This window comes from Pseudoselenomonas ruminantium (assembly GCF_900104055.1).
Lineage (GTDB): Bacteria > Bacillota > Negativicutes > Selenomonadales > Selenomonadaceae > Selenomonas_A > Selenomonas_A ruminantium_C.
The window spans coordinates 132898-144104 of the sequence record NZ_FNJQ01000004.1; the positions used below are offsets into that span (position 1 = coordinate 132898).

20 protein-coding genes are annotated in these 11207 nt (G+C 48.1%); 19 read left to right on the forward strand and 1 reads right to left on the reverse strand.

What is annotated here, in order from left to right:
• Position 1 precedes the first annotated feature (1 nt).
• From BLQ59_RS03255 to BLQ59_RS03335, 19 genes are all read left to right on the forward strand, one after another.
• Positions 2 to 319 (forward strand): GPW/gp25 family protein, encoded by a 318-nt coding sequence (locus BLQ59_RS03255; protein ID WP_074571492.1) that lies wholly within the window; start codon positions 2 to 4, stop codon positions 317 to 319.
• A complete protein-coding gene (locus BLQ59_RS03260; RefSeq protein ID WP_074571493.1) occupies positions 306 to 1421 on the forward strand; it encodes a baseplate assembly protein in 1116 nt (371 codons plus the stop codon). Before BLQ59_RS03255 ends, BLQ59_RS03260 begins: the two co-directional genes overlap by 14 nt.
• Positions 1418 to 2146 carry a phage tail protein I gene (locus BLQ59_RS03265; protein ID WP_074571494.1) on the forward strand — a complete coding sequence of 243 codons (729 nt, stop codon included), beginning with the start codon at positions 1418 to 1420 and terminating at the stop codon, positions 2144 to 2146. The genes BLQ59_RS03260 and BLQ59_RS03265 overlap by 4 nt, the downstream gene beginning before the upstream one ends.
• On the forward strand, positions 2146 to 2937 hold the full coding sequence (locus tag BLQ59_RS03270) for a phage tail-collar fiber domain-containing protein (protein WP_074571495.1): 792 nt from the start codon (positions 2146 to 2148) through the stop codon (positions 2935 to 2937). Before BLQ59_RS03265 ends, BLQ59_RS03270 begins: the two co-directional genes overlap by 1 nt.
• 15 nt (positions 2938 to 2952) lie before the next feature.
• Positions 2953 to 3912: a hypothetical protein gene (locus BLQ59_RS03275; protein WP_074571496.1), complete on the forward strand. Its 960-nt coding sequence runs from the start codon at positions 2953 to 2955 to the stop codon at positions 3910 to 3912.
• Positions 3913 to 4043: 131 nt separating this feature from the next.
• Positions 4044 to 4493 carry a hypothetical protein gene (locus BLQ59_RS03280; protein ID WP_176756706.1) on the forward strand — a complete coding sequence of 150 codons (450 nt, stop codon included), beginning with the start codon at positions 4044 to 4046 and terminating at the stop codon, positions 4491 to 4493.
• A gap of 275 nt (positions 4494 to 4768) precedes the next feature.
• Positions 4769 to 5941 (forward strand): reverse transcriptase domain-containing protein, encoded by a 1173-nt coding sequence (locus BLQ59_RS03285; protein WP_074571498.1) that lies wholly within the window; start codon positions 4769 to 4771, stop codon positions 5939 to 5941.
• A gap of 2 nt (positions 5942 to 5943) precedes the next feature.
• Positions 5944 to 6228: a hypothetical protein gene (locus BLQ59_RS03290; RefSeq protein ID WP_143005270.1), complete on the forward strand. Its 285-nt coding sequence runs from the start codon at positions 5944 to 5946 to the stop codon at positions 6226 to 6228.
• Between the two features lie 2 nt (positions 6229 to 6230).
• Entirely contained in the window at positions 6231 to 6425 is a 195-nt protein-coding gene (locus tag BLQ59_RS03295; protein WP_074571500.1) for an XkdX family protein, read from the forward strand.
• Complete coding sequence (locus BLQ59_RS03300) at positions 6422 to 6631, forward strand: Thoeris anti-defense Tad2 family protein (RefSeq protein WP_074571501.1); 210 nt, start codon at positions 6422 to 6424, stop codon at positions 6629 to 6631. Before BLQ59_RS03295 ends, BLQ59_RS03300 begins: the two co-directional genes overlap by 4 nt.
• The gene (locus tag BLQ59_RS03305) at positions 6621 to 6929 is read left to right on the forward strand and encodes a hypothetical protein (RefSeq protein WP_074571502.1); all 309 of its coding nucleotides are present in this window, start codon (positions 6621 to 6623) and stop codon (positions 6927 to 6929) included. The genes BLQ59_RS03300 and BLQ59_RS03305 overlap by 11 nt, the downstream gene beginning before the upstream one ends.
• An 89-nt stretch (positions 6930 to 7018) precedes the next feature.
• Positions 7019 to 7264: a hypothetical protein gene (locus BLQ59_RS03310; RefSeq protein ID WP_074571503.1), complete on the forward strand. Its 246-nt coding sequence runs from the start codon at positions 7019 to 7021 to the stop codon at positions 7262 to 7264.
• Positions 7265 to 7267: 3 nt separating this feature from the next.
• Positions 7268 to 7438, forward strand: a complete 171-nt coding sequence (locus tag BLQ59_RS15920; protein WP_176756707.1) for a hypothetical protein — start codon at positions 7268 to 7270, stop codon at positions 7436 to 7438.
• Positions 7439 to 7484: 46 nt separating this feature from the next.
• Positions 7485 to 7658 carry a hypothetical protein gene (locus tag BLQ59_RS15925; protein WP_176756708.1) on the forward strand — a complete coding sequence of 58 codons (174 nt, stop codon included), beginning with the start codon at positions 7485 to 7487 and terminating at the stop codon, positions 7656 to 7658.
• Positions 7655 to 8269 carry a glycoside hydrolase family 25 protein gene (locus BLQ59_RS03315; RefSeq protein ID WP_074571504.1) on the forward strand — a complete coding sequence of 205 codons (615 nt, stop codon included), beginning with the start codon at positions 7655 to 7657 and terminating at the stop codon, positions 8267 to 8269. The genes BLQ59_RS15925 and BLQ59_RS03315 overlap by 4 nt, the downstream gene beginning before the upstream one ends.
• A gap of 161 nt (positions 8270 to 8430) precedes the next feature.
• Entirely contained in the window at positions 8431 to 8730 is a 300-nt protein-coding gene (locus BLQ59_RS03320) for a hypothetical protein (protein ID WP_074571505.1), read from the forward strand.
• 33 nt (positions 8731 to 8763) lie between these two features.
• The gene (locus BLQ59_RS03325; RefSeq protein ID WP_074571506.1) at positions 8764 to 9384 is read left to right on the forward strand and encodes a hypothetical protein; all 621 of its coding nucleotides are present in this window, start codon (positions 8764 to 8766) and stop codon (positions 9382 to 9384) included.
• Between the two features lie 227 nt (positions 9385 to 9611).
• Entirely contained in the window at positions 9612 to 10091 is a 480-nt protein-coding gene (locus tag BLQ59_RS03330) for a Panacea domain-containing protein (RefSeq protein ID WP_074571507.1), read from the forward strand.
• Positions 10078 to 10878 (forward strand): hypothetical protein, encoded by an 801-nt coding sequence (locus BLQ59_RS03335; protein WP_074571508.1) that lies wholly within the window; start codon positions 10078 to 10080, stop codon positions 10876 to 10878. Before BLQ59_RS03330 ends, BLQ59_RS03335 begins: the two co-directional genes overlap by 14 nt.
• Positions 10879 to 10971: 93 nt before the next feature.
• Here BLQ59_RS03335 and BLQ59_RS16490 read toward each other — a convergent pair whose 3' ends face one another.
• Entirely contained in the window at positions 10972 to 11202 is a 231-nt protein-coding gene (locus BLQ59_RS16490) for an IS3 family transposase (RefSeq protein WP_143092169.1), read from the reverse strand.
• Positions 11203 to 11207 lie beyond the last annotated feature (5 nt).

Below are 11207 nucleotides of genomic sequence, written 5' to 3' on the forward strand. Positions count from 1 at the left end.
GATGAGTTTTCTCGTATCGGCAGAAGATGAAGCGGCCATCGACTTCGCCCCGGCGACAGTGACAGCGGAAGTGATGCAGAACATCCGCACCATCATCACAACCATCAAATATTCCGTACCTCTTGACCGAGGCTTTGGAATAGATGGCTCGATTGTTGACTTGCCGATGGAAGTGGCCAAGGCCAAGATGACCAATGAGATATTTAAGGCCATCCGCCAGTATGAGCCACGGGCCAGCATCGAGTCGATAACTTTTACAGGCGAAGACACAGGCAAGCTGGTGCCGACGGTGGAGGTGAAAATAAATGAAACTAGCTGATTTACCAGATATCGATTTTGTCGATATCGATGCGACGGAGGTGGAAGAGTCACTATTCAACGCATATACAGCAATAACCGGGCGGACGCTGAAACAGGCTGATCCTATTCGGCTATTTATCCTGTTCATCGCAGATATCATCATCAGGCTGCTGAATAAGATAAACGACACGGGCAAGCAGAACCTGTACAAGTATTCGCGCGGGGATAACCTGGACAACCTTGCAGCCAATGCATGGATTACAAGGATTCCTGCCAGTGCGGCGACAACCACGATGCAGGTTACTTTGTCGGGGGAACGCTCGGCGGAAACAGTGATTCCTGCGGGTACACGCATAAGTCCTGAAAGCAATATATACTTTGCTACGGACACGGCACTGATTATACCGGCAGGGGAAACTACGGGAACTGTGGCAGCTACATGCTTGACAGTGGGAACTGCCGGGAACAATTACAACGCTGGGGAGATTGACCAGGTTGTTGATCCGGTGCCTTATGTGGCTTCTATGGTCAATCTGACCAAGAGCGAGGGCGGCGCGGATGCAGAGTCTGACGATGCACTGCGCGAACGGATTTGGGAAGCCCCTGAAGCGCTGAGTGTTGCGGGCCCAGAGGGGGCGTATAAAGCCAAGACCAAGGCCATCAACAGTGCCATCGTGGATGTGGATGTATATTCGCCATCTGCCGGCGTGGTACAGATAACACCATTGCTGACGGATGGAACTATTCCAGAAACGGAACTGCTGGCCGAAGTCGAAGCGGCGCTGTCTGCTAAAGAGGTTAGGCCGCTTACGGATAATGTGGTGGCTGCCGCTCCTACGGCTGTATCTTACGATGTTGATGCAACGTATTACATCGATGCGGATGTGGACGCTACGGCGGTGCAGACCAACGTAGCGGATGCAGTGGCGGCGTATACGGCATGGCAGCGGGCGGCGCTCGGACGTGACATCAATCCATCACGATTGATTCAGATGCTCATGTCTGTGAGTGGCGTCAAGCGGGTGGACGTGACCGCACCGGTATTTACGGAAGTGGCAAGAACAGAAGTGGCGCTGGCAGATAATGTGAGCGTGACCATGGCGGGGAGTGAATCGGAATGATACAAGCGGATTATAATATCGCCGATAATCTTCCTGAGTCGCTGAACCGCGAGAACTTGAAGCAGGTTGCTCAGCTGATAGATGATAAGCTCCACGAGCTGAATATGCTATCTGAGCTGGTGTCCATTTATCCCAGGATAGATGAGCTGTCAAGTGCCCTCATAGATGCGCTGGCGATACAGTTCCATGTCGATTTCTATGATACCAGCCTGCCACTGGATAAACGGCGGGCGTTGGTCAAGAATTCCATCCGCTGGCATATGCGCAAAGGCACTGCCGGGGTAGTGCAGGAAGTCGTACAGACGGTGTTTGACAGTGGTGTGGTCAGTGAGTGGTTCGAGTATGGCGGTCAGCCTTATCATTTCAAGGTTGACTTGCTCAGCGCCCCAGAGATTACGCCAGAAAACATTGACCTGATTGTTAAGTGCATCAACACGGTCAAGAACGTAAGAAGCTGGCTGGATGGTCTGGGATTTCGGCGGAACTGTACTGGTATCACGCATTATGGCATTGCTTTGCATATGCATAAGAAGTACAGCATCGGCCCCGCTCAGATTCGCGACGCCAGCGCAAATGGAGGATTCTTCGTCGGTGGTGCATCGCATATCCATAAGCGGTACAAAATCGAGCAGACAAGCATACATGATACGTCGCTGTATTCGCCGTATAAGGCGGGCGGAGGCGTTTACATGTATAAGAAGTATAGGATAGAGGAGGAAGTCTAATGGCAAACTGGACAGGCGGCGTATTGACCGCCGCAGGGCGTGCACTGCAGGCCAAAGTTACGGCTGGATTGACCAGCTTACAGCTGACGCGCATTAAGTTGGGCGACGGCACGGAAGGGAGTCAGGACATTGATGTCATGACTGACCTGAGAAGTCCGAAATCTTCACTGGGCATCAGCTCCATCACGCATGAAGACAATATGTGTACTGTAACAGGGCTGATTCTTACCAGCTCAGTCAACACAGGTTACTATGCCCGCGAATGGGGCGTATTCGCGACTGATCCGGACATCGGCGAGATTCTGTATATGGTATCTCTGGATAGCGTTCCGGACTGGGTGCCACCATCCACGGCAGCACTCACTGTGTCAGCAGAATACGCTATGACGATAGCGGTCGAGAATGCAGCCAACATCGTCGTAAATATTGATCCTGCTGGTCTTGTCAGCACGGAGATGCTGGCGCGGGCGGCATGCTTACGCCAGACTGGTACGGCATACGCTGAGGGGGCTATCCTTTACGATACCCAGCTGGCCGCACACCCTGACTGGCGATTGGAATGTACCACGGCGGGCACCACGAGTAATAACCTGCTAGACCTGACCGGCTTAGTGCTGGGGGATAGTATCACGGACGGTACTGCAGTGTGGACTATCAAACGTGCGTATACAACAGAAGGGGACTTCTTCGAGATTGATGAGTATGGCGATCTTATGCCGACGGCAGAACCGAGATATAGCGTCAATTTCGAATTAGATGAGTATGGTGATATTGTGCCAAAAGCACAGTGATAAGGAGGAAAAAACATGGCAACGAGAGGTCATAATCCAAGAGCAAACAATGAGGGCTACATTGGACGTCCGAATAAGCAGTGGAAGGAAATAAACGCCCAAACGGTCAATATTGACGGCGTGAATATCATAGAGGCTGTGGAGAGCGGCCAGTATGCAACGATTCCAAACATGATTCACAGTGCCGCAATGCATAACGGCTTGTATCGTGGCAAAAACCTGACTACATACATGGAAAGTGGCCAGATGAGCACTGACATTGCAGCAGGAAACTTCTCTAATATCTATATTGGCGACTATGTGATTAAGTCCGTAACCACGGCGGCTACCACCTATACCGATAAGGGCGGCACAGAAGTAACTCAGGCAGAGGCAACGTATTCAAATGTAAAATGGCTGGTTGCAGCCATTGATCCGCATCTTCATTGTGGCGATACGGAAACCACGGCTCATCATGTGTTGCTTATCCCGGCAAGCACGTTGCAGAGAAATGTGAAGATGAACCCCACGAACGATACCACGGGTGCTTACCTGGGCTCGGATATGTGGACGGTACACATGCCGATTTGGACAGCAGCCATCAAGAGTGCGTTTGGCGCGGCACATGTTCTGAGTCACAGAGAACTGCTTTCCAACGCCGTGAACACTACGGCAGAAAGCACCTCAGGCGATATGACAGGAAAATCTTCCAACTGGGCATGGACGACAGTAGAAGGTGCCAATATCCCGAACGAGGCTATGGTTTATGGCGGTTCCGTCTTTGGCTCTTCTCGTGATGTGGGCGATTTTCCGAGAATGTTGCCCCTCTATGCTTTGAAGTGCAATCATTTAGAAGACCGTAGCTGGTTCTGGCTGAGAGCGGTTGCTTCTTCGTCGAGCTTCGCGCATGCCAACAACGGCGGCAACGCCACCTACGATGGCGCGTCTTATTCGGGCGGGAACGGCGGTGTGCGCCCCTATTTCCTGTACCACTGACCGGACAACCCCGCCCCTATATGGGGTGGGGTGTGGTCAAGGAAAGGAGATAGACAATGAGTGTACTGGCCAGAAAACGGAGCTTATCCGAACTAGAATTTTACAAGAATGCCATAATCTTGCGCCGGAATATGACATTTTTATTATTGCGGGATTTAGGAGTGAAAAGCACCGTCCGCAATATGCGAGTGAATACCAAGAAGATGGAGGCAGAGGATGCAGCTGTTTTTACGGATTTGCTGGAAAGATACCGGCTGAAAATAGCCGGGGACTATCCCGAATGGCTAATTGATAAACTAAGGTCAAGTATCTGGGATATTTTGCGCGATTTGATGATAAACATCACGAAAGCCTATACGATATGGGCCACTTGCAAGACTGAAGCAGAAGAACGGCGGATAGCTCAGGATAGAGCAATAGCAGCCTGCGAAAATCTGCTGAAGGAATTAGAACTTGCGGTGGAAGTCCTGCCGGTGGATGCCGAAAAGTATATGAACTATGTCGGCTTGATCGAGCGGGAAATAGCTTTATTGAAGGGCTGGCGCAAAGCAGATAACAAGCATAATAAAAATCTAAAGTAAGGAGAATTTAGGGTATGAGCTACCAGCGGTTGCTTCTTCGTCGAACTTCGCGAATGCCAACAACAACGGCAACGCCAACTACAATGGCGCGTCTAATTCGAACGGGAACGGCGGTGTGCGCCCCTATTTCCAGATGTCCCCACGCTCAAATGCAGGGAACACATAACAGGAAATGAGCTCTTATCCTTCCTGAAAGGGTAAATAAAGGCCGTGACGGGGCTATCCAAGGATATTGCCCCTATCAGCGCGGCATTAAAAAATTAAACGTACCACATATGACACAATTTGATGACGCAAATAATTTGTTGGATGGATTCTTCAAAGCAGAGAAGGTGAGTAAATGGAAATACCGAACGCAAAAGCACAGGATAAACCTGCTGAGAGAAACCTATCACATGCAGAAAGAACTACGAGAGAGGACTTACACCCAGGGGAAGGGTTCGGAGTTCAAATTATGCGAGCAAGGCCACCTTAGACTGGTCAAGGCACTGAATATCAGAGACACGGCTATGCAGCATGCGTTGGTAAATACTTGCCTGCAGCCGGCTTTACTACCTCATATGATTCATGATAATGGTGCCAGTCTTAAAGGCAAAGGCATCAGCTTCACGCGGCGAAGGTTTGAGCAGCATCTGCGCTGGCATTATCGGCGATATGGCCGGGAAGGTTATGTGCTTAAAATCGATTTCCGCAAGTATTTTGACAACATTGACCACGATGTGATACGGCGGCAGTTTGGCCGGCATGTCAAAGAGCCACTGGCGCTGTGGGTGTTGGATAGAATACTGGAAGCCAATGAAATTGATGTATCTTATGCTTCGGATGGCTACCAAAACAGGCCGTTTAATAGCTTGGAGCATGAGAAGGTGGATAAGACTTTATTGACAGGCCAAAAGATGCTGAAGAGGTCGATGGGGATAGGCTCGGTAGTATCTCAAATAGCAGGTATTTATTTGCCGACGCGAATAGATACATGGTGTAAGACTGTCCGAGGCGTGCATTGTTATGATGCTTACATGGACGATAGAATTATCATCCATCCGGACAAGGAATTTTTACGCCAGCTACTGGGAGAAATCAAGGCAATCGCCGAGGAATTGGGCGTGTTTGTTCATGAGAAGAAAACGCAGATCATAAAACTGTCTCATGGATTCACATTTTTAAAGACCAAGTACATTCTGACGGATACCGGCAAGATAATTCGCCGTATACCGCATGACGTAGTTGTAAGGGAACGTAGGAAATTGAAGAAGCTGGCCAGATTTGTGGCCAGGGGCGAAATGTCGCCGCAGGCATTTCGCTTACAGTATTTGTCATGGCGTGGAGATAAGCGAAAATATAGCGCCTATCATACGCTGAAGAATCTGGATAAACTGTATAAGGAGCTGACTGAGCAATGGAAAAAGAAAAGTATACCCTCATATTCGAAGGAGAGGGCAATAGCGTAACAGTGGAAAATCTCACATTGAATGGCAATAACTATGTGAGCGAGTCAGAAGTAGATTTGTCGAGTTTGCCGGATGTGTTTGCGCTGACCGTCAAGGATAGCAATGGCAATGTGGTGGAAAGCCACGACAATACAAAGCTGTTGCAGCAGGTCAAGTATGACTGGGATGGCGGCAAGTATTACCTTGCTTTTACTGCTCTTTCCCAGCTGGACATTGACCAGAGAGCACAGGATTCGAAGATTCAGTTTATCGCAATGATGGCTGATATTGATGTAGAGGAGGCTTAATCATGGCAACGACACAGCACAGCAAAAAATACAGCATGCTCAAGAGCTATTACTGGATGGGCCTTTGGACTATCAGGATGATGCGTTGCGCAGTAGTCAAGAAATGGATTACTGCTGAAGAGTTCAAAGAAATCACTGGCGAGGATTATGAGACCGCAAACACAACCACGGCTGCGGAAAGCGAGTCTGAGGGTTGACCTTTGGGGATGCCTTAGAGCTTGCCAAGGCCGGCAAGATTCTAAGGCGTAAAGGCTGGCTGGAAGGGGACAGGCTGATTTGTAATTATACCAACGATATGCAGCCGTTCTTAGAAGTAAGTTACGAAGATAAAGAGCCCATCCCTTACTTTGCCGGCAATCCTGACCTGTTCGCAAGTGATTGGGAGGTAGTAAATGCGGTATAAACTCATAATGATGGCTATGGCGGTGCTTTTATTGGCACCGTCTTTTTGTTATGCCGGAATTCCTGAGGACAAACAAAAGCATATAGGTGTTGCGGCTGGCTTGGACGCAGGCATGGCTGCAGCAGGCGTGAAGAAAGAAACCCGCTGGAGCATTATGGCCGGGCTGATTATTGGAAAAGAAATCTATGATCATAACAAGTCGCACTCTACGCATGACCACGGAGGGGATATCTTTGCCGGTGTTGGCGGGGTAGTTGCTGCAGAGGGCGTTATTTGGCTATGGCGTAAGGATTTCTGAGGAGTTGGAAACATGATAGAGAGGGCGCCGCCCGCAATGAGCGAGTAATATAATTCCGATATCGGTAAGGTTAGAGAAAAGAGGCATACATGGAATGGATACAGACAGCAGCTTCGGCGACGGTGGTCATGAGTTTTATCGCCGGGGTGGTTTCTAAAATGGCCATCTCCCCGCTGATTACGGTCATGAAGAACCTGCAGACCTCAGTAGACAAATTGAGCGAAGACATCAAAGAAGAGCGCGAGCGGCGGGTGGATGTGGAGAAGAGATTGATTGAGGTGGAGGCACGCGGGAAAAGCAACACGCACCGTCTCAATAAGTTGGAAAAGGAGTAAGGTATGTACAAATTACTTACTACGGATTTTGTAGTCGGCGTTTTCCTGGGGCTGGCCCTTGTGACTTGCGTCTGTTTCAATCAGACGGAGCTGGCAGGGCAGATAGCTGCAGGACTGACAGGATTTTTGGGCCGCGTCTCGTTTGAACGCTATCACGGCGACGACAAAAAATGATGATACTGCACCCGGACAGAGGAAAGCACGGGAGCAAGGAGGATGAATGAATGGTTTAGCGTGGACAGAACTATATGACAAATTTGCGGAATTTGCATATGTCGCAAGAAGGCAGGGCTTTTATGTGGGGCAGGTACAACAGATGGAATATTCATTGTTTGAAATGTGCCCGTTTCCACGGAGCTACAGGCCGGACAAGAAAGGCGGTAAAAGAAAATGATGAAGGTAATCGATATTTCTGCATGGCAAGAGAATGTTGATTGGCAGGCACTGGTTGACGCTGGCATTGAGGGCGTTATCTTGAAGCTGGGCGAACGCTCCAGTCTGGACGAAATGTTTGTCGAGCATGTCAATCATGCAGTAGAGTATGGCTTACAGTATGGCGTGTATTACTTCGCTCATGCGTGCACCTATGATGAGGCGGTCAGGGAAGCTGACCAGGTGGCTGATTGGCTCAAAGAGTACCTGCGCGGCGAAACGCCGCCGCTGGGTATCTGGTACGATGCAGAGAGCGAACGGATGCTGAGCGGCGATGTTACTGCCTGCTGCATGGCGTTCCTAAATAGGCTGACGGACTACGGCCATCAGTACAATGGCATCTATTCCGGTTGGAATTGGTTCAGTGCCGAAGGCGCTCATCACATCCACATCGAAGAACTGCCGGACTATGTGCCCATCTGGGTGGCAAACTACGGCAATGGCAATACGTTCGAGACCGCCAGCAAGGATTATCTCAAAGAAGAGTATCCGGATCGGATTATTCGGATGCATCAGTTCACAGATAACCTTGCAGGCTTCGGCTATGACGCCAGCATCTATTACGATGATTGAGTTAAAGTCGAGTTAAAAATGAGTTAAAACCGAGTTACAGCGTGTCCAAGTTGGACACGGCTTGACTTTTACAGGAAATATGCGCACCTACTTGACTTTATAAATCAAGCAAAAGCGCATATTTCTTTAAAAAGTCAAGTGGAGAAAATGGAGGACATAGAATGCGCGAAGAAGATAAAAAGCTGATTATTGAAACCTATCAGAATCTCGTTGATGACCTTGAAGCCGGTGCTGATAAACTCAAAAAAGCTGGCAATAATGCCGTGGCTCATCAGCTAGAAGATGTCAAAGAGGGTATTCAGGAAAATATTGATGCTATGCAGGGACGGATTGCCAGCAAAGAATATACCCTCAAAGAATATCTGGCGGCTGCAGGGGAGCTTTTGATTGCTCATCGGCAGGATATTTACCACGCGGCGGAAATCTTGGCTTTGGGGTATATCCTTGGCAAGATCCTCTGATGTGAATGATATTGATGGAGGGGAGGCAAATGAATGAAATACCCAAAAAGTACATTGCTTATGCTGGCTATATTGTGCTTGCTGTTATTGCAGTTTGCGCCCTATGGCTATTGTTCCGAGATGTCCGAACAGACACAGATCCAGACCAGCGGGCAGGCCAGTACATTGAGCAAACTGGAGAACAACAACGAAATGCAGCGGCAGAAATTGCAGCTGTTAGAGCAGGAGCTGATGCAGCTAAGCAATCAGCTGCAGATATCGAAGTCAGCAACGGCGGCAGCACGGCAATCGCTGACCGAATTGCAGACAGCCAACAATCAGCTCAGGCAGGAATCTCAGACGCTGAAAAGTCAGCTGAGCGCATCACAGACCAGTCTGACCGAATCGCAGAAGCAAGTCAGCGAGCTGAAAATAATATTGAATCAGCAGAAGCAGCAAATCAATCAGCTGCAGGAGCGCTTGAACGGGCTCTCCAGCTCTGCCGAGAATGCCGAGAACTCAATACAAGCAGCCAATCAATCATTACAACAGGCCAGGGAAGAGATGCTGGCAGCGCAGAAGGCGCACGAAAAGACTGAGAAAAAGCTACGGACTCAGAAAACCTTGTGGCAGATATTGGCCATAGGGCTGGGAGCCTGGGGAGCTTCAAGATAGATATAGCAATAGGCCCATACTGGCAAGATAACGTCAGTATGGGCCTTATTTTTGTGCGAGGAAGTTTATCTTGAGGTACGATAAAATACAGTCTGAACGAAAAAATGCTTAATATGCAGGGTTTTATCACCGATAAATAGAATATAGAATTTGACAAAAGTAATTTTTTGTGTAATCCTATATCGTATGGCTATAATGAAAAAATCAATAGAGAGGAGCTGAAAACCATGTTTTTTTTCTTCAAAGACGATAAGAATGATGATTTTGAAGGCACGCACACGGCTAATGACGTAGCAAGATACATTATCAGCAAGTGCACAAGGGAAAACAAGGCTATCAGCAATTTGCAACTGCAAAAGATTCTATACTATGTTCAAGCTACGTTTCTGATACGACAAAAGCGAGCTTTGTTCATGGATGAGGTAGAAGCTTGGCAATTCGGCCCTGTTGTTAGAAGTGTTTACCGCGAGTATTGCGGTTATGGAGCAGCCGCAATTTATGAACGCAAAGAGCCTGAGGAAGCGTTTACTGCTGAAGAAAAGGCAATTATCGACGAGGTAGTGTCTGATAAGCTGAGCAAGAGACCGTGGGACTTAGTTCAGGAGACACATGCTGAGGGAAAACCGTGGGATTTAGTGTATCAGGGCGGTGCCGGCAAGATGCAGGTTATCCCAAAGGAAGTGATTGCAGAATATGAATGTGCGTGATAAACAGCAGGCACTGCAGGAATTTCTTCTAAAGCTGGCTCGATTAGACACGGATGTAACAGAAAAGAACCTTGAACAGTACATTTTTACATTGCAGGATATTTATGCGGATGATTTTCGGCATCTGTATTCTGGGATGTTCGGCGTCATAACACGAATCGATGCTGATAATGATTTGGATAAGGCAAAATTACAAGGGAATATCCAAATATTGTATGAATCTGTCGTGCGGTGGCGGGATGAAGGACGTGGCCATGTGACACAAGAACTGTGTGACAAGCTCGAAAAGCTTTATGACCATGTGAACCTGGAAATATCCCGCATCAGCTACACACAAGAGATAGCTCAGCGCATGGAGGATAAAAATCGTAAATCTGGTGAGGAAATAAAGTTGCTGAGCGAAAAGGCGGCTAATATGCAGAAGGACTATATTACAATCCTTGGCATTTTCTCGTCCATAGTCATTACGTTCGTAGCGGGAATGGTGTTTTCCAGCTCTATATTAAACAACATAGATAAGGTTTCCATATATCGACTGACGTTTGTGATTATCCTGATCGCGATGATGCTTTTTAACTTGCTGAATTTGCTGCTAGATTTCATAGCAAAAGTGAACATGAAGCCGTTAGCGGTGGCATCGAAGATAAGTGACAAGAAAAAAGAACCTCAGCGGTCAACCATAGCAGGAATTAATCTATTTTTGTTCTTCATGATGATAGTTGACCTTGCTTTGTGGGCGTTGTATTGGTATCGAGCAACGTCATTCAATACGTTCACAGGATATTAACAAAAGCCCTATACTGGTGTGCTCCCCGTCAAGTGGACAGGTAAAAAAATAAAAATATTCATTGCTGCTCGCAACTAATGCGAGCAGCTTTTTTCATGCAGCTCCAACCAGTTTTTCGTGGTACTCACTTGGGGTTCGTATGCCTAAATGACGCTGTGGTCTGTCATAAGTGTAATATCTTATATATTCCTCAATTGACTCAACCAACTCTTGCCGGGAAGTAAATCTGCGCCTGTAGTACATCTCGCGCTTCAAGATACCCCAGAAGCCTTCCATGGGGCCATTGTCTAGGCAATGTGCTACACGGGACATGCTTTGTGTCATACCGG